Here is a 23,088-nt window from a genome sequence, read left to right as displayed (position 1 = left end):
CGCCAGCGGCACCGGACCGAGAACGGCGGGAATCTACGCCCAGACCGTGTGCCATTGGCGATTAGTTGGCCAAAGCACAGGTTGGTGAGCGGCCCTCGGCGTAAGCCTTTGACAAAAATGGTGGGCCCGGAGGGACTTGAACCCCCAACCTAACCGTTATGAGCGGTCAGCTCTAACCATTGAGCTACAGGCCCCAACGCGCAGCGTCTGGTTGCTGCTCTAGCAATCCTGCCTGCCGGGAACAACAGATTCCCGCCGGCGGGTGCCGTCGGGTCGCCAGGGTGGGGATGGCGGGTGGCTTCGCCGCAATGGTGCCGCGTTCGCGCTGTCGTCTCCCGTTCCGTGTCCCCCGGACATCGGCCGGGACCGAACGAGGATACCGTCATGCGTCATGCGCCGCCCCGCACCGTTTCCATCCCGCGCGTCGCCACTCGCGCGGCGGTTGTGTTCGCGGCGGCTCTGGCTGCGACATTGGCCGTTGCCGGACCGGCCGCGGCGGCAGCGACCATCACCGTGGTCGGCGAGGCGAAGCGCACCGCGCCGCCGGACATGGCGGTCCTCACCACCGGCGTCGTCAGCAACGCCAAGACGGCGGACGAGGCGCTGGCCGCCAATTCCAAGTCGGTTTCGGATGTGATTGCGGCGCTGAAGGCGGCCGGCATCGCGCCGAACGACATCTCCACCTCGTCTTTCTCGATCCAGCCCCAGCAGTCCTATCCGCAGCCGCCGTCCAGGGAGGCGCCGAAGCTGATCGGGTTCGAAGTGCGCAATTCGGTGCGGATCACGGTGCGCGATCTCGGCAAGCTCGGCGCGCTGCTGGACAAGGTGGTGCAATCCGGCGCCAATCAGGCCTCTGGCCTTTCTTTCGCGCTCGCCGACAGCGAGCGGCTTGAAGGCGAGGCGCGCGCCGCCTCCGTGAAGGACGCCATTGACCAGGCGAAAGGCGTCGCCGCGGCGGCGGGGCTTCGGCTGACCCGCATCATGTCGATCCAGCCCGAGGGACAGAGCGGTGGACCCATCATGCCGGCGCCCATGATGATGAAGGCCGATGCGGCCCGCATGGCGGTGCCCGTGGAAGCCGGTGAGATCGAGGTTCGGGCGCGCACCGTGCTGGTTTACGAGGCCGAGCCCCAGTGACGGGCCAGCCGTGCCGTCCGGCGCGGTTCTTGGTTGCAAGGCTTTATGATAGATCAGGTTTGATGACCGATTCTGCCGTCGGCGGGCGGAGAAGGGAATCCGCGCTTCCTGAGTTCGTCTTTCACGTTCCGCCGCTCCTGGAACGCCCATGGCGCCTTGGTCGGATTGGCCACATGTTCGGGTTGCCACCGGTGTTCCGGGCGGGCGCAGGGTGCAGTATGCCGCCCTGCCATATCGTGTCCGGCGAGATGGCGAAGTACAGATCCGCCTGATCACCTCGCGCGAGACGCGCCGCTGGGTGATTCCCAAAGGGTGGCCCATCAAGGGCCTCACCCCGCCCAAGACAGCGGCGCGCGAGTGTTATGAGGAAGCCGGGCTCGTCGGCGTAGTCTCCCGCGAGCCGCTCGGCGCCTACACTTATGAGAAGCGCCTCGGCACCCGCTCGGTGCTCTGCGACGTGCTGGTGTTTCCCCTCAAGGTGAAGCGGCTGTTGCAGAAATGGCCGGAGCGCTTCCAGCGCTACGGCTTCTGGTTCTCCGTCGAGACGGCGGCTGCGGCGGTTCAGGAGGAGGATCTCTCCGAATTGATCCTGTCGTTTGGAGCCATCATGGCGCGGCGCTGGGCGGAGAAGAACGCCGAAACGGCGGGAGCGGAAGAGCAGCCTGAAGCCAAGGCGAAGCCGGCGAAAGTGAAGGCGGCGAAGGCTCAGGACGACAGGGCTTCGGGCAGCAAGGCCAAGGTCGCCAAAGGCAAGGACCCTGCGACGGCTCAGGCGGAGCCTGAGGCGCCCAAGGTCAAGGCGCTTAAAGAGGCGAAGCCGGCCAAGGCCGATGCCAAACCCTCGAAGGCCAAACCCCCAAAGGCCAAAACGCCCAAGGCGAAGGCAGGGAAGGCGAAGGCCGCAAAGGACGGTGAGACGGCGGCCATCGAGCCGGAGAGCCGTTATCCCGGCGAGGCAGGGGACAAAGAGACCGCGCCGATTGCCGTGGCCAAGACAGCCAAGACAGCCAAGAAAAAGGTGTCGAAAGCGCCTCCGGCGAAGGCGAAGACCGAGTCGGTTGAGCCCATCCCGGCTGAAGCGGTCGAAAAGACAAAAGACGCCGCGAAAAAGGCGGTCGCCAAGCCAGCCAAGACGGCAACGCCAGCCAAGGCGGCAGCGCCGGCCAAGATGGTGACACCCGCCAAGGTCGTGCGTCCCAAGGCGACGAAGGGCAATGGAACGAAGGCCAAGGTTGCTGTGAAGGCTGTGCCGGCGAAGGGTGCTCCGGCAAAATCCGCGGCCAAAGCCGCGATTACCAAGAAGCCGGCTGTGAAGGCCAAGGTGCTGAAAGCCGCCCAGTCCCCTCTCGCGTCCGTCGCCGAAGCGGCCGGCGCGATCAAGAAAGGTCGGCCACGGAACGCGGCTGCACCCAAATCCACGACCAAACCCGCACCCAAGCCGAAGCGTTAGGCCAGCCGCGCCGCGCCGCGCAGGGCGCCGGCGGCGCCTCTTACGGCAGTGGCGCCACGGCCCGGCGGTAAAGGTGCCACGTGGCGTGGCCCAGAACCGGCAGAACGAAGATGAGCCCGAGGAAGCCCGGCGCGGCGCCGATGGCGATGAGCGCCACCACGCAGATGCCCCACAGGATCATCGGTCCGGGGCTGGTGAGCACGGCCTGCACGCTGGTGATCATGGCGGTGACCACGTCCAGGTCCCGGTCCATGAGCAGCGGGAAGGATACGACGGTGATGGAGAACAGTCCCAGCGCCAGCGCCGCCCCGATCACATGGCCCACGGCCAGGAAGGCGATGCCGTCGGAGGTCGTGAACAGTACGCGCAGGAAGTCGCTGAGCGTGGCGAACGAGGCAAAGCCGAGGAACAGCGCCAGCAGCAGCCGCACCTGGTACATCCAGATGATGAAGGCGAAGATGGTGACGAAGGCCATCCAGCCGAGTTCGCGCTGGCGCTGGGCGAAGATGGTGGACATGACGCCATGCCAGGTGGGCTGCCGGCCCGCCTCGAGTTCGCGGCTCACGTCATAGAGGCCGGCTGCCACGAACGGGCCGATCAGCACCGAGCCGGCGAACAGGGGATAAGCAAGGTAACCGAGGTCGAAGAAGAAGACGCAGCCGACGATGGCAAGGCCGCCTGCCGCATAAAGAGCGCCGAACGCCAGCCCGAACGCCGGTGCCCGCGCGAAGTCCGAAAGTCCCTCGATGAGCGCGGCCTTCACATCCGCGAACGTCACCGCCCGGACCGCCGGCATTGCCTGCACGGTCTGTGGCCGGTTCTCGACCGTATCCACCATCTTTACCTCCCGAATTTCTTCTCTTTGAGAGAAGACTGGGAGGGGAAAAGGGGGTTGTAAAGGGCTTCGCTCAAGGCTGGCCGAAAGTGCTAGGCCGGAGGGTCGACAAAGCCTGCGCGCGCCCGCAGTTTTGCAATCCGCGATGCGGCTGGTCTCAGCCGGTCAGCATCTCGATGCGGGCTGTGGCCATGCGGATGCGCCCGGCGAGCAGGACCGCGAGATTGCGCATGATCCGGTCCGCGGCGCGGGCGTGGGTCTCCTGGAAGGCGCGGAACTGGTCCGCCGTCACCTCCACGCACACCGCCTCCGTGTCGGCCCAGACATCCGTGCTGCGCGGCTGCTCGATGAGGGCCATCTCCCCGAAGACCATGCCGGGGATCATGGTGGAGAGCCGCACGTCGCCCGCCGAGCGCGCGTTCACCATGCCCCGAAGGAGGAAATAGACCCTGGCCGGCGGCTCGTTGGCGGAGATGATGCGCGTGCCGGCCGGGAACACGACTCGGGTGCCGAGCCGGGATAGATCGGCCAGTTCCTGGGGCGAGAGGCCGGCGAGAAGCGCCTGGCGGCTGAGATCCGCCTCCACCTCGATCCGCGAGAAGCCGCCATGGCGGTACACGACCTGATCCTCGGCCCATTCCACCGCCGCGTCGTAGGTCGGGAAGATGCGCACGCGCACGCCCTGTTCCCGCAGCGCCTTCAGCTGCGGCGCCACGGGCGATGTGGCCTCTACACCGGCGATCACGGCCGTGGTCCCTGCCGGCAGCTGGTTCTTGATGAGGCCGGTGAGGAGCTTCAGGCCCGCGTCGGTGATGGTGGCCACGCGGTGGAGGTTGAGAATGAGGAATTCCGGCACGTCCGCAGGGGCCGTGAGCCGGCGGGTCACGTAGTCCATGGAGGCGAAGGAGAGTTTGCCGGCCAACTCGATGGCCCGTATGGCGCCGGAACGGGCGGACAGGATATCCTGCTCGTGCGGCTGCCGGCCGGGCTTGGAGGGCACGGTGCGGAAATCGTAATCGGCGACGACGCATGTGCGCACATCGTCCCGACGCGACAGCATGTGCAGGTCGAAGGCCTCGGAAATCGCCTCGCAGGTACGGATGCCGCGCACGCTGTTGCCGTGCATGTCGAGCCGGGGCGAGAAGGTGCCGAGGCCAAGCTGGGAGGGCAGGGCCGCCAGAATCCCGCCGCCTACGCCGCTCTTGGCCGGCACGCCCACGCGATAGATCCACTCGCCGGCGAAGTCGTACATGCCGGAGGAACTCATGACCGCCAGCGTGCGCGCCACGGCATAGTTCGACGACACCGTATCGCCGGTGAGCGGATTGACGCCGTGGTTGGCGAAGGTCGCCCCCATGACCGCGAGGTCACGGGCGGTGACCAGCACGGAGCACTGGCGGAAATAGACGTCGAGCAGCCGGTCCACGTCTCCCACGACGCCGCCGTAGGTGCGCAGGAGGTATGCGATGGCGCGGTTGCGGTCGCCGGTGGAGCGTTCGCTCTCGAACACGGCCTCGTCGACGCCGAGATCCCGCCCGGCGAAGCGGCCGAGGGCGGTGCGGATCAGCTCGAACGCCTCGTCCCCCGCGCTCTCCGCAATCAGGCCGGAACAGGCAATGGCGCCGGCATTCACCATGGCGTTGAACGGCTTGTTGTCGGCCCTCAGGCGGATGGAGTTGAACGCCTCGCCGCTCGGCTCCACGCCGATGGCCGCCTCCACCCGCTCGGCTCCCAGCAGGTCCAGCGCCAAAGCGAACACCATCGCCTTCGACACGGATTGGATCGTGAAGGGCACCTGCGTGTCGCCCGCCTCGTAGACGTGCCCGTCCGTGGTGGCGACGGCGATGCCGAAATGGTCCGGATTGGCCTTGCCCAGCTCCGGGATGTAGGAGGCGACCTCACCCGCATCGATGCGGGAGAACTCCGTGTGGGTCTCCTTGATGAACCGCAGCAGCGGCGTCTCTAGGGTCGGCAGGGGATGGGGCAAGGTCGGGCTCCGGAAATCGCCTCCAGTGAAACGCCACCTGAGCCATGATGCAATGCCGCAAAACCAGAAGACCGGCGGTTGCGCGCCTTACGCACCGTCGTCTTTCACCGGCTCCATCACCACGTAGGTGGAGGTGCTCGCGACGTGCGGCAGGCTGGAGATCCTTTCCCCCAGCACTTCGCGATAGCGCCGGATGTCGCGGGTGCGGACCTTGAGCAGGTAGTCGAACGAGCCCGCGATCATGTGGCACGCCTCCACCTCCCGGATCTTCATCACCGCCCTGTTGAACGCCGTGAGCGCCGCCTCGGTGGTCTCCGAGAGCTTCACCTCGGTGAAGGCGATGTGGTCGAGTCCGAGCTTGGCCGGATCGAGCACGGCCCGAAAGCCGCGGATATAGCCCTCGTCCAACAGCCGCTTCAGCCGCGCCTGGCACGGACTGCGCGACAGCCCGACCTTGGCGGCGAGATCCGTGACGGAGATGCGCCCGTCCTCCACCAAGGCGGCGATGATGCGCGCATCGAAAGAGTCAATTTGATCAGAAATATAGTCATTCTGCATAAATTCGATTTTCGATTTGAGGCAAAAAAAGTCAATTCCTAAACTATGCGCTTCGCATTCGGTCAGATCGCCTCCGGCCGTCCGGGTTAGCATCAAAGCCTGTTCGAGATCGCCCGAACGGCGCGACGAAAGGTGCCTCCGATGCCAAGCCCCGCATTGCTCAGCCCGCCTCGGGAGACACTTCGCCCGCCGCTGTTCGCAAACTTTGCGCCCCCGCTCGCGCCCCGCGGCGACCTGCGGCGGGCGATCACCGCCATGACACGCGCGCCCGAAGCGGCGTGTGTCGCCGCGCTACTGCCGCAGGCGCAGCTCTCACCTGCGCAGCGCGAGAGGGTCGCCGCCCATGCCCGGGCCCTCGTCACGCGGCTCAGGGAAAAGCCGCGCGGCTCGGCGGTGGAGGAGCTGGTGCAGGAATACGACCTCTCCAGCCGCGAGGGCATCGCCCTCATGTGCCTTGCCGAGGCGCTTCTGCGCATTCCGGACGCGGCCACACGCGATGCGCTCATCCGCGACAAGATCGGTCCCGGCGACTGGCGGGCGCACGTGGGTGGCGGCCATTCCATGTTCGTGAACGCGGCCAGCTGGGGCCTTCTCTTCACCGGCCGGTTGGCCACGGCGGAGGATGCCCAGGGCCTGTCCGGCGTGCTCACGCGGCTCATCGCCCGCTGCGGCGCGCCGGTGATCCGCCGGGCGGTCGATGTGGCCATCGGCATCATGGGCGAGCAGTTCGTCATGGGCCGCAGCATCGAGGAAGCACTGGCGCGCGTCGGCAAGGGCGAGCACGCGGGTTTCCTCTATTCCTTCGACATGCTGGGCGAGGCGGCCATGACGGCGGCGGATGCCGCGCGCTATTTCGAGGCCTACCGTCATGCCATCGCCGCCATCGGCGCGGCTTCAGGCGGGCGCGGCATCTTCGGCGGGCCGGGGCTGTCAGTGAAGCTCTCGGCGCTGCATCCGCGCTACGCCCGCGCCAAGGCGGAGCGGGTGATGGGCGAACTGTTCCCGCGCCTGCTCGCCCTCGCCGTCGAGGCGCGGCGCTGGAATATCGGCCTCAACATCGATGCCGAGGAGCAGGACCGGCTCGAACTCTCCCTCGATCTGCTGGAGGCGCTTTGCGCCGCGCCGGAGCTGGCCGGCTGGGACGGCATCGGCTTCGTGGTGCAGGCCTATGGCCGGCGCTGCCCGGCGGTGCTGGATTTCATCATCGACCTCGCGCGCCGCACCGGGCGCCGGATCGCGGTGCGCCTGGTGAAGGGCGCCTATTGGGATGCCGAGATCAAGCGCGCGCAGGTGGACGGGATGCCGGATTTCCCCGTCTTCACCCGTAAGGTCCACACCGACATCTCCTACATCGCCTGCGCCCGCAAGCTGCTCGCGGCGAAGGATGCGGTCTTCCCCCAGTTTGCCACCCACAACGCCCAGACGCTCGCCGCCATCCACGAAATGGCCGGCCCCGACTTCCGAACCGGCGACTATGAATTCCAGTGCCTCCACGGCATGGGCGAGCCACTGTACGAGGAGGTCGTCGGTCCGCACGGGCGGCCCTGCCGGATCTATGCGCCGGTGGGGACCCACGAGACGCTGCTCGCCTATCTGGTGCGGCGGCTGCTGGAGAACGGCGCGAATTCCTCCTTCGTCAACCGCATCCGTGACCCCGCCGTCCCGGTGGAGGACCTCATCGCCGATCCCGCAGAGGTCATCGCCGCAATGCCGGTGCCCGGCGCGCCCCATCCCGCCATCGCCGCCCCGCGCGCCCTCTATGGGAAGCGGGTGAATTCGGCCGGGCTCGATCTTGCGGACGACGCGACGCTCGCCGTGCTCTCGTCGCAGCTCGCGGCACAGGCGGGCAAGTGGACAATAGCGGCGCCCGCATCCGGCGGCGCGGCCGCACGGCTGGTGCTGAACCCCGGCGACCATCGCGATGCGGTCGGCGAGGTGCGCGACGCGACTGTTGCGGATGTGACGCGCGCTGCCGCCCGCGCCGCCTCGGTCGCAGCCGACTGGGCCGCCCGCCCGCCGGCCGAACGGGCGGGGATGCTTCGGCGCGCGGCGGACGCCATGGAAGCGCAGATGATGGGGCTGATGGGCCTCATCATGCGCGAGGCCGGCAAGTCCGCCGCCAATGCGGTGGCCGAGGTGCGCGAGGCCGTGGATTTCCTGCGCTATTACGCGGGTGAAGCGGAGGCGCGGCTCACGCCCGCCCATCGCCCTCTCGGCCCCATCGCCTGCATCAGCCCGTGGAACTTCCCGCTTGCCATCTTCACCGGGCAGGTGGCGGCTGCCCTTGCCGCCGGCAATCCGGTGCTGGCCAAGCCGGCGGAGGAGACTCCCCTCGTCGCGGCAGAGGCGGTGCGCCTTCTGCACGACGCCGGCGTTCCGGCCGAAGTGCTCCAGCTTCTGCCGGGAGATGGCCGCGTGGGCGCGGCGCTGGTGTCGGCGCCTGTGGCTGGGGTGATGTTCACTGGCTCCACCGAAGTCGCGCGGCTGATCGCCCGCACGCTGGCGGACCGGCAGGGGCTGGATGGCCGACCGGTGCCGTTCATCGCCGAGACCGGCGGTCAGAACGCCATGATCGTCGATTCCTCCGCTCTGCCGGAGCAGGTCGTGGCGGACGTGATCGCCTCCGCCTTTGACAGCGCGGGCCAGCGCTGCTCAGCCCTTCGGGTCCTGTGCCTTCAGGAGGAGGTGGCCGACAGCATGCTCGCCATGCTGAAGGGCGCCATGGCTGAACTGGAGGTGGCGCGCACGGATCGCCTTTCGGTGGATGTCGGGCCGGTGATCCATGCCGAGGCCCGCGAGACCATCGAGGCGCATGTCGCCGCCATGGCGCGGAAGGGCTTTCCGGTTCATCGCCTGCCGCTGCCGTCCGGCACGGCGCATGGCACCTTCGTGGCGCCGACGCTGATCGAAGTGGAGTCCATCGCCGATCTTGGCCGCGAGGTGTTCGGGCCGGTGCTGCATGTGGTGCGCTGGCGGCGCGCCGATCTCGGGCGGCTCATCGCGGCCATCAACGCCACCGGCTATGGCCTCACCTTCGGCCTGCACACCCGGCTGGATGCGACCGTCGCCGAGGTCACCAAGCGGGTCGAGGCCGGCAACCTCTATGTGAACCGCAACATCATCGGCGCCGTGGTGGGGGTGCAGCCGTTCGGCGGGCGCGGACTCTCCGGCACGGGGCCGAAGGCAGGCGGGCCGCTCTACCTCTCGCGGCTCGTGCACGGGCCGGATTTCGACCTTCCCGGCGGGACGGCCGATCCGGCGGCGCTGGCTTTCGCCAACTGGCTGGAGGGATCCGGCCGGCGGTTGGACGCGGACGCCGTCCGGGCACTGGTGGCGCGGGTGCCGCTCGGCCTGTCTCTGGAGCTTCCCGGTCCGGTGGGGGAGCGCAATACCTACGCCCTCCACCCGCGCGGCACGGTTCTGCTGATGCCGGAGACGGAAACGGGCCTGATCCGGCAGCTGGGCGTCACCCTCGCCACTGGCAACCGTGCGCTGCTGGACGCGCCGGCTGGCCTGGCGGGGATGCTCGCAACGGTGCCGGAGGACGTCCGCGCCCGCCTCGCCGCTGGTCCCGAGCCGGTCGCCGTGGCGCTTGTGGAGGGGGAAGGGGAACGCTACCGCGTCGCCGCCCAGGATCTGGTGGAGCGGGAGGGCGCGATAGTGCCCCTTCATGCGGCGACGGCGTCGGAGATCGCGGCGTCGCCCTTCGCCTATCCTGCGAATTTGCTTCTGGAGGAGCGCGCGGTGTCGGTGAACACCGCCGCTGCGGGGGGCAATGCCAGCCTCATGACCCTCGCCTGAGGCAGGCCGGGGCTTACTTCTTGCTCAGGGCGCCGAGGGCGGCCTGGCAGGGCGGGGTGGTCTGTTCCTTCTTGGCCTGCATGCACTGGACCACGCGGCCACCGCCCGGCTGCACATCGCCGCACAGCTTCTTCACGTCAGCGGAACAGGCGGTGCGCAGGGCCTGGGCCTGATCCGCGGTGAGGGTGGCGGCCGTCTGGGCCGAGGCCGGGCCGGCGCACAGCGCGAGAAGAGGCAGCGCGAGGAAGGCGGCGCGGAGCGGGAGGGTCATCGGCGGGATCCTCTTTGGATGCGTCGGGTCGACAACTACCCTCGCGGCGCGAGGTTGCAGGGGCGTTCCCCGAACGTGACGAATCGCGACGGAGTGTAACGCCGTCCACGCGGCGGAAAAGCGACAAGTGCCGTGCCTCAGCCCGCCTCGCCGGGCAGTTTCGTGCCGGTGATCCGGGCATAAAGCCGGGCCACGGACGCATCGTCGTCACGGCCCATGCCGGCGGCGGAGGTGGCGAGGAACATCTGCAGGGCGGCGGCGGACACCGGCACCGGGAACTTCGCGCTGCGCGCCATATCCTGGATGATGCCGAGATCCTTCACGAAGATGTCCACCGCGCTCTTCGGCGTGTAGTCGCCGTCGAGCACGTGGGGCATGCGGTTCTCGAACATCCAGCTGTTGCCGGCGGACGCGGTGATGACATCGTAGACCTTCTTAAGGTCGAGCCCCTGCCGCGCCGCGAACGCCATGGCCTCCGAGGCGGCGGCGATATGCACGCCTGCGAGGAGCTGGTTGATCATCTTGAAGGCCGCGCCCTGGCCCGCCGCGTCGCCCAGTGCGTAGAGCTTGGCGGCCATGGCATCTAGCGCGGGCTTCGCCTTGGCGAAGGCGGCGGGGCTGCCGGAGGCGAGGATGGTCAGCGCCCCTTCCGCCGCCCGCTGGGCGCCGCCGGAGATGGGGGCATCGAGATAATGCCGGCCGGTGGCTTCCAGCCGCGCGGCGAGGCTGCGGGCGACGTCCGGGTCCATGGTGGCGGAGGAGATGAAGACCGCGCCCTCGGGCAAGGTTTCGGCGACACCGGACGGGCCGAACAGGATCGCCTCGGTCTGCGCGGCGTTGACCACCACGCTGACCACCATGTCCGCGCCTTCGGCCGCCTGTGCCGGCGAGGCCGCGCCGCGTCCGCCCGCGGCGACGAAGCGCTCCACCGCCGCCGCGCCCACGTCGCATCCCGCGACATCCAGGCCGGCCCGCAGCAGCGACTGCGCCATGCCGAAGCCCATGGAGCCGAGGCCGATCACGGCCGCGCGTCCGGCGCCCATTTTGCCCGCTGTCCCTTCCGCCTGATCGGCCATGGCCGTTTCCCCGTCTTGTTCTGGTGTTTCGGCCGCTTTTTAGCGCAGCGGCATCCTGCGCATGTTGTAGGAGCCTCGCGGAAGCTGATCAAATCGTTTTAGCCCGGCGGCGTTCACGCTTGCCAAGGCGGTTGCGCTTCGCTTTGGTGCGACGGCGGAACAAGCGGAGGTTGCCCATGGACGAGACCAGACTGCGGGAGGAGATCTGCCGCTTCGGGCGCTCTCTGTTCGAGCGGGGGCTGACGCCCGGTTCGTCCGGCAATATCAGCCTCAGGCTCGATGACGGCGGGTGGCTGGTGACACCCACCAACGCCTCTCTCGGCTTCCTCGATCCCGCGCGCATCTCGAGGCTCGATGCAGAAGGGCGGCTCCTCACCGGCGACAAGCCTACGAAGGAGATCCCGCTGCATTCTGCACTCTACGAGACCCGCGGCACGGCGCGGGCCATCGTGCATCTGCATTCGACACATTCGGTGGCGCTCACCATGCTGCCGGAGATCGACCCGCGCGCGGCCTTGCCGCCCATGACGCCCTATTACGTCATGCGCGCCGGCCAGACGGCGCTCCTGCCCTATTACCGGCCGGGTGACCCCGCCGTCGCCGATGCCATCCGGGGCCTCGCGGGCCGCTATTCCTCCGTACTGCTGGCCAACCATGGGCCGGTGGTGGCGGGCGACACGCTGGAGGCGGCCGTATTCGCCACCGAGGAGCTGGAGGAGACCGCGAAGCTCTATCTGCTGCTGCGCGGCCTCAACCCGCGCTATCTGTCGCCGGCGCAGGTGGACGATCTGGTGAAGACCTTCGGCCTCACGCTTCCCGCGCCGGATGCCCATCACGACCACGCGCACCATGGGCATCGCCATCCGGCCGAGGACTGATCGCCGCGAAACGCAAAAGGCGCCCCGGAGGACCGGAGCGCCTTCTGTTAGGGATCGACCTGCGTGTCAGTAGACGCCGGCGCTGCGGGCCGGGGCCGGGGACGCGGCGGGCTTCGGCGCCGAGGTGGCGGCCGGCTTAGGCGCACCAGCGGGCTTCGCCGCGTCGGGTTTTGCGCCAGCGGGCTTCGGCTTCTGCTGCGGCTTGGCTGCGCCGGGAGTCGCGAGCGCGACCTTCAGCGGCTTGTCCATGGCCACCATCTGCGACAGCGTGGCGAACTTGTAGCCCTTGGCGATCAGCTCATCGAGGATGCGCGGCATGGCGTCCACGGTGGTGGCGTAGATGTCGTGCGAGAGCACGATGGCGCCCGGCTTCACCTGCGCCATGATGGCGTCATGCACCGCCTGGCTGTTGCGGTTCTTCCAGTCGTTGGGGTCCACAGACCAGTTGACGATGGTGAGGCCGTACTTTTCCTCGATGGTGGTGCGTAGTGTCGGCTTCATGGTGCCGTAGGGCGGACGCAGGAAGATCGGGCGCTTTCCGGTGACCTGGAAGATCGCCTCGGTCGTGTTGCCGAGTTCCTTGTCCAGCGCCGCGGCGCTGATGCGGGTGAGCTGCGGATGGCTCCAGGAATGGCTGCCGATCTCGTGCCCCTCGTCGGCAATCATCTTCAGCACTTCAGGATGCTTGGCGACCATGTTGCCGAGCACGAAGAAGGTCACCTTGATGTTGCGCTGGCGCAGCATCTCCAGCAGCCGGGGGGTGGTCTCCGGGCTCGGGCCGTCGTCGAACGTGAGGGCGATGTAGGAGCCGTCCACGTCGAACGACTTGTAGGTGTAGTTCTTGCGCGGCGTCACCGGCGGCGGCGCGGCGGGTTCCGGCGCGGGGGCCGGCGTCGGCTGGGCAGCGGCCGCCGCCGTCTTCTGCGCGGCGGTTGCGCCCTTGCCCTGGGCCGCCTGTCCAGAAGCCGGTGTCGCGGCCTGTGAGATGGACTGGGTGGTTGCCGGGCCGTCGTCCTTGGCCGACAGGAACGGGCTGATGGCCATGCCTGCGCCAACGGCGGCGGCGGCCACAAATCCGGTAACGATGAGGAGCGGCTTCACGGCGGCGGTATCCCGGCCTTAGTTCCATATGCCCTGAAGCCTCACGGGTTTTTGTGGATAAATCGTGAAGCGTGCAGGGCTGTCGTGCCTTTTTTGCCTGAATTATCGGGTTTTCGCCTCCTCGCCGACGGACTTGGGCTGCTGGATACCTCTTCGGCAATTTCGGCGCGGCGATCAGTGAAAGTCCCGCGACTTGGGCAGTACCCTTACGTCACGCGGATGCTTGCGCGGATGCTGGGGGTGGGCGAACTCATCGGCCCGCGCCACCTCCATGCGCGGCTGCCGCACCCGGGAGAGCAAAGTGAGGTCGGCGGTGCGGTCGGTAAGCCGCTGGGCCATGAGGTGGACGACCCCTTCCGGGCTCTTCTGGATGCGTCCCTCCACCAGCAGCAGGCGCGCGCCCATCACCTCGCGGCGGAAGCGCTCCAGCGTGCGCTCCCATAGGACGATGTTGGTGATGCCGGTCTCATCCTCGATGGTGATGAAGATGGCCTTGCCGTTGCCCGGCCGCTGGCGCACCAGCACGACGCCGGCATTGCGGGCGAACGCGCCGTCCTTCAGCGCGGCCGTCTCGGCGCAGGTGAGGATGCGCTCCTTGCGGAAATGGTCGCGCAGCTCGCCCATGGGGTGCCCCTTCAGGGAGAGGCGCACGGTCTGGTAGTCCGCGACGATGTGCTCCGAGCGCGCCATGCGCGGCAGCGTCACCTCCTCCTCCACGCCCAGCTCGCGGGCGTCCGCCGCGGCGAACAGGGGGAGGGCGTCGTCATCCGGCAGGCGGCGGGCGTGCCAGAGCGCGGCGCGCCGGTCGAGGGCCATGGAGCGGAAGGCGTCCGCATCGGCCAGCAGCTTTACCGCGCGGGTGGGCAGCCGGGCGCGGCGGGCCAATTCCTCGATGCTCGCGAAAGACCCGGATCGTGCCGCCGCGAGGCGCCCGCCCCAGTCGGCATGGAAGCCGTCCACCTGCCGGAAGCCGAGGCGCAGGGCCAGCGTGCCGTCCTCCCGTCGCTCCAGCGTGTTGTCCTGATGGCTGAAATTGATGTCCACGGGCCGCACCTCCACGCCGTGCTCGCGCGCGTCGCGCACGATCTGCGCCGGGGCGTAGAAGCCCATGGGCTGGGCGTTGAGCAGGGCGCAGGCGAAGGCCGCCGGGTGGCGGCACTTGATGAAGGAGGAGATGTACACGAGCTTGGCGAAGGAGGCGGCATGGCTCTCGGGGAAGCCGTAGCTGCCGAAGCCCTTGATCTGCTCAAAGCAGCGCTGAGCGAAGTCGCGCTTGTAGCCGCGCCCCACCATGCGCTCCACCATCAAGCTCTCGAACTCCTGGATAGTGCCGAGGTTGCGGAAGGTGGCCATGGCCCGGCGCAGGCGGTTCGCCTCCTTGTCGGAGAAGCAGGCGGCGACCATGGCGAGCTTCATGGCCTGCTCCTGGAACAGCGGCACCCCCATGGTCTTGCCCAGCACCACCCGAAGCTCGTCCTTGTCGCCGAAGTCCGGGGCGGGGGAAGGGTAGTCCACCGCCTCCAGTCCGTTGCGGCGCCTGAGATAGGGGTGAACCATGTCGCCCTGGATCGGCCCCGGCCGCACGATGGCGACCTGGATGACGAGATCGTAGAATTCCTTCGGCCTGAGGCGCGGCAGCATGTTGATCTGCGCCCGGCTTTCCACCTGGAATACGCCGATGGAATCCCCGCGCTGGAGCATGGCGTAGACGTCCTGTTGCTCGCGCGGCACGTCGGCGAGGCCCCAGTCGATGCCCTCGTGCGCGCGCATCAGGTCGAGCGCCTTGCGGATGCAGGTGAGCATGCCGAGCGCCAGCACATCCACCTTCATCAGGCCGAGCACGTCGATGTCGTCCTTGTCCCATTCGATGAAGGTGCGGTCCGCCATGGCGGCGTTGCCGATGGGCACGGTGTCGTCGAGCCGGCCGCGGGCCAGCACGAAGCCACCGACGTGCTGGGAGAGGTGGCGGGGTGCGCCCATCAGCCGGCCGGCCAGTTCCACCGCCCGGCGGATGAAGGGATTTGAGGGGTCGAGCCCCGCCTCGCGGATGTGCGCGTCGGAAATGTCGCGGCCCCAACTGCCCCACTGGGTGGAGGCGAGGCGCGCCGTGACGTCCTCAGTCAGCCCGAGGGCCTTGCCCACGTCGCGGATGGCGCTGCGCGGGCGGTAGTGGATGACGGTGGCGACGATGCCGGCGCGGTGGCGGCCGTATTTCTCGTAAATGTGCTGGATCACCTCCTCGCGCCGCTCGTGCTCGAAGTCCACGTCGATGTCGGGCGGTTCGCGCCGCTCGGCCGAGATGAAGCGGGCGAAGAGGAGATCGTTGTCGGCGGGGTCAACGGCAGTGATGCCGAGCACGTAACAAACGGCGGAATTGGCTGCCGAGCCGCGCCCCTGGCAGAGGATGCCGCGGCTCTCGGCGAAGCGCACGATGTCGTGGATGGTGAGGAAATAGGGGGCGTATTCGAGCTGGCGGATGAGGGCCAGCTCGTCCTTGAGCAGCTTTTCCACCTTCTCGGGGATGCCGGGGGGATAGCGCACGGCGGCGCAGCGCCAGGTCAATTCCTCCAGCCAGGCCTGCGGCGTCCAGCCGGGAGGCACGGGCTCCTCGGGATAGTCGTACTTCAGCTCCTTCAGTGTGAAGTCGATGCGGGCGAGGAATGCCGCGCTCTCCGCCACCGCCTCCGGGGCGTCGCGGAACAGGCGGGTCATCTCGGCGGGGGGCTTAAGATGGCGCTCGGCGTTCGCCATCAGCCGTCGTCCGGCCTCGGCGATGGTTGTGCCCTCGCGCACGCAGGTAAGGATGTCCTGTAGGTCCCGCTCCTGCGGCGTCGCATAGAGCACCTCGTTCACCGCCAGCAGCGGCACATCCGCGGCACCGGCGATGGCCTTCAGCGCGGCGAGGCGGCGGCGGTCGGCGCCGGAGAAGGGCATGTCGACGCCGAGCCACACTGCCCCGGCGGCCGCTTCGCCAAGGCGGGAGAGGAGGGTCGGAAGAGCGTTCCCGCCTTCGCCCGGCAGCACGATGAGCATCAGGTCGCGGGCATCGGCGACGAGATCGGGAAGGGACAGGTGGCAGTCGCCCTTCTTCGCCCGCCGGTTGCCGGTGGTCAGCAGGCGGCAGAGCCGGGCCCAGCCGGCGCGGGTGGAGGGATAGGCGATGATGTCCGCCGTGCCGTCGCAGAAGACGAGCCGCGCGCCCGTCACCAGCCGGAAGGCACGGGCGCGGGCGGCGACGGCGCGCTTTGCCTCCGCCTCGGGGTCGTCTGCCTCCAGATCCTCGTCGAGACTGCGCAGATCCTCCAGCGCGCTATAGGCCCGCACCACGCCCGCCACCGTGTTGCGGTCGGCGATGCCGAGCCCGTCGAGGCCGAGGGCGACGGCGGTGCGCACCAGATGGGTCGGCGCGCTCGCCCCGCGCAGGAAGGAGAAATGCGAGGCCGCCGCCAGCTCCGCATAGAAGGGGCCGCTCACGGGAACAGGCCGTGCAGGAACCAGCGCGGCGCCGACGTCTCGCGTCCGTAGGTGCCTTCGCGATAGAGCCAGAAGCGGCGTCCTTCGGTGTCCTCCACGCGGAAATAGTCCCGCGTCAGGCCCGGCCGGTTGCCATCGAGGGCGGTCCACCATTCGGGGGCGATGCGCTCCGGCCCCTCGGCCCGCGCCACCTCGTGCAGCACGCGCCGCCAGCGGAACCGCAGGGGCGGGCCGTCCGGCACCTCGGCCAGCGTTTCCACCGGCTCGGGCACGGGCAAGAGGGCCGGCGGGCGGGCAAGGGGCGCATCTGCGGCAGCCGGCTCGGCCCAATCATGAGCAAGCATGTCCCGGCTGCGCCAGGCCTTCTGCGCCGGCATCCGCACGGCGGCGCGCTCGGGTACATGGCTGTCCTGCGCGGCAAGGCAGGTGACGCGGCGCGGACCCAGCCGGGCGGAGAGGGTATCCACCAACTGGTCCAGCCCCGCGCCGGCCGGCTCGGCGCCGAAACCGGACTGGGTGGCGGCCAGCGGCTCGGCTGTGGTCACCGAGAGGCGGATCACGTCATAGCCGAAGCCGGGATCGAGTGGATCGGCCAGCGCGGCCAGCCGCTCGCGGAACAGGCCGGCGAGGCGGGCGCCGTCGCGCAGGGGGGCCGCCGTGCCCGCCGCCACCCGCCGCACCGCGCCATCGCTGCGGAAGAAGGCGGCCTCGAAGCGTCGTCCGCCCTCGCCATGCCGCTCCAGCACACCGGCGAGATCGCGGGCGAGGTCGGCGAGCACGGCGCGGGCGGTCACCTCATCGCCCATGGGCTCGGCGAAGCGCCGCTCCGCCACGTAGACGGGCAGGGGATTGAGCGGGGAGATGGGCGGCGAAGCCGCGCCGCACAGCTCGTCCAGCCGGTCCACAAGGGCGCTGCCGAAGCGGGCGGCCAGCGCCGCGCGGGGCTTGCCGGCGATGTCGCCGATCCGCACGAGACCGAGATAGGCGAGGCTGCGCGCCGCCTCCGCATCGAGGTCGAGGGCCTCCACCGGCAGGGGCGCGACGGCCTCCCGCTCGCCCCCCGCCCGCACCACCTGCCCCGGCCGCCAGCGGGCGAGGGCGAGGGCGGCCCGGGCGGTCCCGGCCACCGCGCCCTGGGCGGCCAGTCCGGTGGCGGCGAGCCGCTCGGTCATGGCCGCCAGCATGGCCCCCTCCCCGCCGAACAGATGGGCGCAGCCGGTGATGTCGAGCACGATCCCGTCCGGCCCGGAAACGGCGACGAACGGCGTCCAGCGCTCGCACCACGATGCGATGGCCGCAAGCAGCGCGGCATCCGCCGCCGCATCCGCCTCCACCGCCTCCATCTGCGGCACGCGGGCCTGCGCGTCGGCGAGGGTAAGGCCGGGATGAAGCCCGAGGCGGGCGGCGGCTGCGTCCACCGCGGCGAGGCGGCGGGCGTTCGCCTTCACCTCCACCGTGACCAGCGGCAGGTCAGCCGGTGCGGCGCCAGCCGACGACATGCGACGTCCCCGCCGGCTGCGGTGCAGCCGGTCGGTCGGCAGGTGCGGCAGGAAGAGCGCGGCGAGGCGCCGGGGTGAAGCGTCGGGCATGGGCATTCCATTCCACGGTGAAGCGGCCGGTGGGTCCGAGGCGGTTGCGCTCGATCTCCAGCGCGAAGGCGGGCGGCCCGAGGCAGAAGGCCGGCACGTCCCTCGCCACGCGGGAGGGGACGGCGGCGACCCGCCAGCGGGTGGCGGCGGCGGAAGGGCCGGGATCTGCCCCCGGTCGCAGCAGGAGGGATGGGACGCCGGAGCGCTCGCTGCGCAAGGCGAGCCGGCGGGTAGCCGTGAGGTCGATGAGGCGCGGGGATCCCCAAGGCTCCGCCACCACCAGCCCGAGCGCGCCGTGGCCAAGGGCCTCCTCCGCGGCGCCCAGCGTGTCGGCGGCGTCGGCGGCGGCCACCAGGATCAGGCGGGAGGGATCAAGCCCGAAGGCGGCGCAACCGGGGCCGTAGATGTCGCCGCCCTCCAGCGCCGCCATATCCTGCCGCACCCACAGCACCGGCTTGCGGGTGCCGGCCGCGAGCGCGAGGGCGAAGCCGAGCACGGCGGCGGCATTGCCCTTCTCCGCCGGGAAGGCCTCGTGCAGCGCATCGCGGGCGAGGCCGCCGCCCAGGGCATCATCCAGTGGGGCCCCCAGGGACAGGCGCGGCCGGGCAGCCCCGTCCGGAAGTCCGGACAGCCGTTCCATTTCGACGATGCGGCGGCGAAGGGCCGCCAGATCCTCGCGCGGAGCCTGCTGGGGGGGCATGGAGGAAGACCAATGTTCCTATTTTGTTCTCTTTAGAAAGGACTCCGTGAGCGCGGAATGTCAACCGTATGGAGGTCCGGCAGCAGGGGTTGCGGGGGCTGGACCGAACCGGGTTCAGGCGAGGGGAGGCCGTGTCGGCTTGTCCCCATGATTCACAGACAAGGTATTCAGAAACCGTTGTTTGGAGGTGCAAACCTCCCCTTAACGCCCCCGCCCTAGTGTCTGCGAAACGGCGCCGGTGCTGCGGATTTCGGATTCCCATGTCTTCCTTCAACCGTCCTCCCAGACCTTTTGCGTACCCCTCGTTCGCTCCTGACGAAACGTTCGAAGCGCCCGTGGCCGATTCTGGTTCCGAACGCGGCTTGCCCTCGTTCTACGAGCGGATTCCGGAATACGACCCGAGCCTCCATGACGGCGCCTTCGAGACTGCGGAGCCCACCCACAGCTGGATCGACCTGGAACTGGTCCCGAGCTGGCTCCGGCCCTTCACCCTCGACGCCAACACCCGCTTCACCCGCACCCCGGACCATCTGCTGCGGCCCCGCGAGCCGGGCGCGCCCCCGCTGCCGAGCATGCCGCCCGTCCTGCCGCAGGTGCCCACCCCGGTCACGACCCAGGGGTCGAGCCGCGGCTGGCACTTCCTGTTCGAGCCGGCGGATGACGTGGTCCAGCCGCTGGCACAGCCCGTCGCTAAGCTCGCGGATATCCCCACGGAGACCGCCTTCGCCGCGCCCGCCGCCGTGCCGGAAGAGGTGACGGCGGCCCCCGTCGTCCTGCCGCCCGTTGCGGAAGAAGCGACTGCGCTGGTTTGCGAGCCCCCTGCCTCCGAGGTCGCGCTTGTGGAGACAGTCCCGGGCGAGGAGATCCTGACCGAAACGGCAGCTCCTGCGCTCCTTGAGGCCGACACCGCGCCACAGGCTGTGGCCGAGGCGGCTTCGGAGGTCGACACGGCTGACGTCCCCGATCACCTGTGGAGCCTGCTCCGCCTCGTCGTCCTCGGCCGCGCCGCCACCCCGCCCGCTCCGGCCGGGGAGCAGGACCTCGATCCTGCGCCCGCAGAGACGGCCGATGCGGAAGACGACCTGGTGGAGAGCGAGGACCCGGCGTTCGAGGTCCTGTCCGACGCCGAGGAGGCTGTCGACTTCGACGAAGACGAGGTTTTCAAGGCGGACGCCTCCGAGGAGGATGAACTCGAGGACGACGAGATCGAGGAGGAAGACTCCGAGGACGATGAGGTCGCTGAACTGGAGGGCGACACGGACGACGCCGAGGAGGAGGGAGAGGAGATCGACCTTTCCGAGGACGACGACGAACTGGACGAGGACGACGGGGCACTCTCCTCGGAGTTGGAGGACGATGAACTTGAAGACGACGAACTCGCAGACGATGCCTTCGAGGAAACGGACCTGACGGACGAGGAAGACGAGGAACTCGACACCGAACTCGACGAGGATGAGCCGGAAGACACCGCCGTGCTCGAAGACGAGGATCAGGACGAGGCCGAAGCCGAGGATGAATCCCTACCCCTCGCGGCCGGGTCGATCCTGTCGGGCGAAGCGTTCGCGTCCTGGCGGCCCTACCAGCAGAGCATCAGCGCCCAGTTCTTCGGCGCCCTGCATTCGGCTGCCACGTCCGCTCCCGCGGCCTCGGCAGCAGCGCCTGCAGCGTCGGGTGCCGTCGCCCCTGTTCCGGTGCCGTCCGTTGCAACCCTCCCGCCCGAGGCTGTTCCCGCAGTGGCGGAGGGGGACAGCGGCCCCTATTTCCTCCCGCCCCTCGATCTCTTGCGCGAGCCGCCGGTAGTCGAGCCGGACTATGAACTTTCCGAGGAATTCCTCGACCAGTCGTCAACCATGCTCCAGCAGGTGCTGCGCGATTTCGGCGTGCGCGGCGAGATCATCGACGCCAATCCCGGCCCGGTCGTCACCCTCTATGAGTTCGAGCCCGCACCGGGGGTGAAGTCCTCCCGCGTCATCGGCCTGTCGCCGGACATCGCCCGCTCCATGAGCGCGGTCTCCGCCCGCGTCGCGGTGGTGGAGGGGCGCAACGTCATCGGCATCGAGCTGCCCAACCGGCGGCGCGAGACCGTGTGGCTGCGCGAGCTTCTGGCGAGCCACGAATTCGCCGAGGCCCATCCCAAGCTCGGCCTGTGCCTGGGCAAGACCATCGGCGGCGTGCCGGTGATTGCCGACCTGGCGCGGATGCCGCATCTGCTGGTCGCCGGCACCACCGGATCGGGCAAGTCGGTGGCCATCAACACCATGATCCTGAGCCTGCTCTACCGGCACACGCCGGAAGCCTGCCGGCTCATCATGATCGACCCCAAGATGCTGGAGCTCTCCGTCTACGAGGGCATCCCGCACCTGCTCACGCCCGTCGTCACCGACCCCAAGAAGGCGATCATCGCGCTGAAATGGGCGGTGAAGGAGATGGAGGAGCGCTACCGCAAGATGAGCCGTCTCGCGGTGCGCAATATCGATGGCTACAACGCCCGCGTCCGCGAGGCATCGGCCAGGGGCGAGATCATCACCCGCAACGTGCAGGTGGGGTTCGATCGCGAGACCGGGGAGGCCCTGTTCGAGGAACAGGAGATGGACCTGACCGCGCTGCCCTACATCGTCGTCATCGTGGACGAGATGGCCGACCTGATGATGGTGGCAGGCAAGGAGATCGAGGGCGCCATCCAGCGCCTCGCCCAGATGGCCCGCGCCGCCGGCATTCATCTCGTGATGGCGACGCAGCGGCCTTCCGTGGATGTCATCACCGGCACCATCAAGGCCAATTTCCCCACCCGCATCTCCTTCCAGGTGACCAGCAAGATCGACAGCCGCACCATCCTCGGCGAGATGGGCGCAGAGACGCTGCTGGGGCAGGGCGACATGCTGTTCATGGCCGGCGGCGGCCGCATCAGCCGCGTCCACGGCCCGTTCGTCTCGGACGGCGAGGTGGAGAAGGTCGTCGCCTTCCTCAAGGCCCAGGGCGGGCCGGACTATATCGACGAGGTGGTGCTGGACGAGGACGCCGTGGCCGAGGACGACGACGAGGCGGTGTTCGACCGCTCCGGCATCGCGGACGCCGGCGGTGACCTTTACGAGCAGGCCGTGGCCATCGTCATGCGTGACCGCAAGGCCTCAACCTCCTACATCCAGCGCCGGCTGCAGGTGGGCTACAACAAGGCTGCTTCTCTCATGGAGCGCATGGAGAACGAGGGCATCGTCGGCCCGGCCAACCACGCCGGCAAGCGGGAGATCCTGACCTTTTCCCGGCCGGGGTGAGGGGGCGCCCGACCTCACGCCTCCGCCCTTGCCTCCCGCGCGCCCTCGGCTACCTTGTCCGCTTGATCCGGGCCAACCGGACGCGCGGGCGGGATCGGGAGACGTTCAGTGGTGCAACCCTTCAGCGTGGTCCAGGGAGGCCGCATGGCTCAGGCATGCGCGGTCGGGCTGCGCGACATCACCATCGCCTTCCCGGGCGCCAGCCGCGCCGCCTCGCCCTTTGTGGCCGTGCAGGGTGTCGATCTCGAAGTCGCGGATGGTGAGTTCGTCGCCATCGTCGGCCCCACCGGCTGCGGCAAGTCCACCCTTCTCAACGCAACGGCCGGCCTCCTGAAGCCGGCCTCCGGCACGGTCACAATCCACGGGACCCCGCTTGCCGGCCTCAATAGCGCGGCGGGCTATCTCTTCCAGGCCGAGGCCCTGTTTCCCTGGAAGACCGCGCTCGACAACGTGGCCATCGGCCTTGAGGTCGCCGGCACCGACACCGAAGAGGCGCGCAGCCGCGCCCGCAAGTGGCTGGCCCGAGTGGGGCTCGCGGCCTTCGCGGATCGCTATCCGCACCAATTGTCCGGCGGACAGAGGAAGCGCGTGGGTCTCGCCCAGGTGCTGATCCGCGACCCCAAGATCCTGCTCATGGACGAGCCGTTCGGTCCGCTCGATGCCCAAACCCGCCAGATCATGGGCAACCTGCTGCTCGACCTATGGAGCCAGGACCGCAAGGCGGTGATGTTCGTGACCCATGATCTGGAGGAGGCCATCTCGCTGGCCGATCGTGTGGTGATCATGGGTGCCGGGCCGGCCTCGCGCATCATCGGCCAATGGCGGGTGCCCATACCCCGCCCCCGCGACATCGACGTGCGGCTGGAGCCCGCCTTCCACCACCTTCACCGCGAGATCTGGGCGGCGCTGAAGGACGAGGTGGTGAAGGGGTATCGCCAGTCCGAGGTCGCGAGCTGAAC

The 23,088-nt window shown here is 69.0% G+C and carries 15 protein-coding genes and 1 tRNA gene; 6 read left to right on the top strand and 10 right to left on the bottom strand.

Translation table 11 applies throughout. The features are described 5' to 3' along the window. Nucleotides 1-118 precede the first annotated feature (118 nt). Nucleotides 119-194, bottom strand: a tRNA-Ile gene (locus tag J2126_RS03565). A 190-nt stretch (nucleotides 195-384) separates the two neighbouring features. Here J2126_RS03565 and J2126_RS03560 point away from each other — a divergent pair. Together J2126_RS03560 and J2126_RS03555 are read left to right on the top strand one after the other, a co-directional pair. Then, nucleotides 385-1,137 (top strand): SIMPL domain-containing protein, encoded by a 753-nt coding sequence (locus J2126_RS03560; RefSeq protein WP_209484023.1) that lies wholly within the window; start codon nucleotides 385-387, stop codon nucleotides 1,135-1,137. A gap of 211 nt (nucleotides 1,138-1,348) precedes the next feature. Then, on the top strand, nucleotides 1,349-2,587 hold the full coding sequence (locus tag J2126_RS03555) for an NUDIX hydrolase (protein ID WP_348634219.1): 1,239 nt from the start codon (nucleotides 1,349-1,351) through the stop codon (nucleotides 2,585-2,587). Between the two features lie 40 nt (nucleotides 2,588-2,627). Here J2126_RS03555 and J2126_RS03550 read toward each other — a convergent pair whose 3' ends face one another. From J2126_RS03550 to J2126_RS03540, 3 genes are all read right to left on the bottom strand, one after another. Continuing rightward, nucleotides 2,628-3,425: a DUF2189 domain-containing protein gene (locus J2126_RS03550; RefSeq protein ID WP_245327192.1), complete on the bottom strand. Its 798-nt coding sequence runs from the start codon at nucleotides 3,423-3,425 to the stop codon at nucleotides 2,628-2,630. A 154-nt stretch (nucleotides 3,426-3,579) separates the two neighbouring features. After that, complete coding sequence (glsA, locus tag J2126_RS03545; protein WP_209484019.1) at nucleotides 3,580-5,409, bottom strand: glutaminase A; 1,830 nt, start codon at nucleotides 5,407-5,409, stop codon at nucleotides 3,580-3,582. 87 nt (nucleotides 5,410-5,496) lie between these two features. Next, nucleotides 5,497-5,967, bottom strand: a complete 471-nt coding sequence (locus J2126_RS03540; protein WP_209489801.1) for an Lrp/AsnC family transcriptional regulator — start codon at nucleotides 5,965-5,967, stop codon at nucleotides 5,497-5,499. A 141-nt stretch (nucleotides 5,968-6,108) separates the two neighbouring features. Here J2126_RS03540 and putA point away from each other — a divergent pair, with 141 nt between their 5' ends. Then, nucleotides 6,109-9,768: a bifunctional proline dehydrogenase/L-glutamate gamma-semialdehyde dehydrogenase PutA gene (gene putA, locus J2126_RS03535; protein WP_209484016.1), complete on the top strand. Its 3,660-nt coding sequence runs from the start codon at nucleotides 6,109-6,111 to the stop codon at nucleotides 9,766-9,768. 13 nt (nucleotides 9,769-9,781) lie between these two features. Here putA and J2126_RS03530 read toward each other — a convergent pair whose 3' ends face one another. Together J2126_RS03530 and ltnD are read right to left on the bottom strand one after the other, a co-directional pair. After that, complete coding sequence (locus J2126_RS03530; protein ID WP_209483996.1) at nucleotides 9,782-10,039, bottom strand: cysteine rich repeat-containing protein; 258 nt, start codon at nucleotides 10,037-10,039, stop codon at nucleotides 9,782-9,784. A gap of 137 nt (nucleotides 10,040-10,176) precedes the next feature. Next, nucleotides 10,177-11,115, bottom strand: a complete 939-nt coding sequence (gene ltnD, locus J2126_RS03525) for an L-threonate dehydrogenase (RefSeq protein WP_432445301.1) — start codon at nucleotides 11,113-11,115, stop codon at nucleotides 10,177-10,179. A 176-nt stretch (nucleotides 11,116-11,291) separates the two neighbouring features. On the opposite strand from ltnD, the gene J2126_RS03520 reads away from it, so the two are divergent. Then, nucleotides 11,292-11,993, top strand: coding sequence for an aldolase (locus tag J2126_RS03520; RefSeq protein ID WP_209483994.1), 702 nt, complete (start codon nucleotides 11,292-11,294; stop codon nucleotides 11,991-11,993). A 66-nt stretch (nucleotides 11,994-12,059) separates the two neighbouring features. Here J2126_RS03520 and J2126_RS25575 read toward each other — a convergent pair whose 3' ends face one another. The 4 genes from J2126_RS25575 to J2126_RS03500 form a co-directional block, all read right to left on the bottom strand. Further along, the gene (locus J2126_RS25575; RefSeq protein WP_209483992.1) at nucleotides 12,060-13,094 is read right to left on the bottom strand and encodes a polysaccharide deacetylase family protein; all 1,035 of its coding nucleotides are present in this window, start codon (nucleotides 13,092-13,094) and stop codon (nucleotides 12,060-12,062) included. A 174-nt stretch (nucleotides 13,095-13,268) separates the two neighbouring features. Next, nucleotides 13,269-16,568: an error-prone DNA polymerase gene (locus J2126_RS03510; protein ID WP_209483990.1), complete on the bottom strand. Its 3,300-nt coding sequence runs from the start codon at nucleotides 16,566-16,568 to the stop codon at nucleotides 13,269-13,271. After that, on the bottom strand, nucleotides 16,565-18,157 hold the full coding sequence (locus J2126_RS03505; RefSeq protein ID WP_209483988.1) for a DNA polymerase Y family protein: 1,593 nt from the start codon (nucleotides 18,155-18,157) through the stop codon (nucleotides 16,565-16,567). Before J2126_RS03505 ends, J2126_RS03510 begins: the two co-directional genes overlap by 4 nt. Then, nucleotides 18,039-18,857 carry an ImuA family protein gene (locus tag J2126_RS03500; protein ID WP_209483986.1) on the bottom strand — a complete coding sequence of 273 codons (819 nt, stop codon included), beginning with the start codon at nucleotides 18,855-18,857 and terminating at the stop codon, nucleotides 18,039-18,041. Before J2126_RS03500 ends, J2126_RS03505 begins: the two co-directional genes overlap by 119 nt. A gap of 335 nt (nucleotides 18,858-19,192) precedes the next feature. Between J2126_RS03500 and J2126_RS25215 the strand changes: the two genes are divergently transcribed. Further along, complete coding sequence (locus J2126_RS25215; RefSeq protein WP_348634218.1) at nucleotides 19,193-22,129, top strand: DNA translocase FtsK; 2,937 nt, start codon at nucleotides 19,193-19,195, stop codon at nucleotides 22,127-22,129. A 144-nt stretch (nucleotides 22,130-22,273) separates the two neighbouring features. Then, nucleotides 22,274-23,086 (top strand): ABC transporter ATP-binding protein, encoded by an 813-nt coding sequence (locus J2126_RS03490; protein WP_209483984.1) that lies wholly within the window; start codon nucleotides 22,274-22,276, stop codon nucleotides 23,084-23,086. The last annotated feature ends 2 nt before the right edge of the window (nucleotides 23,087-23,088 follow it).

The organism is Xanthobacter flavus, from assembly GCF_017875275.1.
In the GTDB taxonomy this organism is placed as follows: Bacteria; Pseudomonadota; Alphaproteobacteria; order Rhizobiales; family Xanthobacteraceae; genus Xanthobacter; species Xanthobacter flavus_A.
This window is presented reverse-complemented; position numbering and strand designations above follow the sequence as displayed.

Coding starts and splice junctions, on each gene's coding strand:
- J2126_RS03550 (WP_245327192.1), bottom strand. CDS start 3,425: ATGGTGGATACGGTCGAGAACCGGCCACAGACCGTGCAGGCAATGCCG.
- putA (WP_209484016.1), top strand. CDS start 6,109: ATGCCAAGCCCCGCATTGCTCAGCCCGCCTCGGGAGACACTTCGCCCG.
- J2126_RS03500 (WP_209483986.1), bottom strand. CDS start 18,857: ATGCCCCCCCAGCAGGCTCCGCGCGAGGATCTGGCGGCCCTTCGCCGC.
- J2126_RS03540 (WP_209489801.1), bottom strand. CDS start 5,967: ATGCAGAATGACTATATTTCTGATCAAATTGACTCTTTCGATGCGCGC.
- J2126_RS03560 (WP_209484023.1), top strand. CDS start 385: ATGCGTCATGCGCCGCCCCGCACCGTTTCCATCCCGCGCGTCGCCACT.
- J2126_RS03490 (WP_209483984.1), top strand. CDS start 22,274: ATGGCTCAGGCATGCGCGGTCGGGCTGCGCGACATCACCATCGCCTTC.
- ltnD (WP_432445301.1), bottom strand. CDS start 11,115: ATGGCCGATCAGGCGGAAGGGACAGCGGGCAAAATGGGCGCCGGACGC.
- J2126_RS03520 (WP_209483994.1), top strand. CDS start 11,292: ATGGACGAGACCAGACTGCGGGAGGAGATCTGCCGCTTCGGGCGCTCT.
- J2126_RS03530 (WP_209483996.1), bottom strand. CDS start 10,039: ATGACCCTCCCGCTCCGCGCCGCCTTCCTCGCGCTGCCTCTTCTCGCG.
- J2126_RS03505 (WP_209483988.1), bottom strand. CDS start 18,157: ATGCCCGACGCTTCACCCCGGCGCCTCGCCGCGCTCTTCCTGCCGCAC.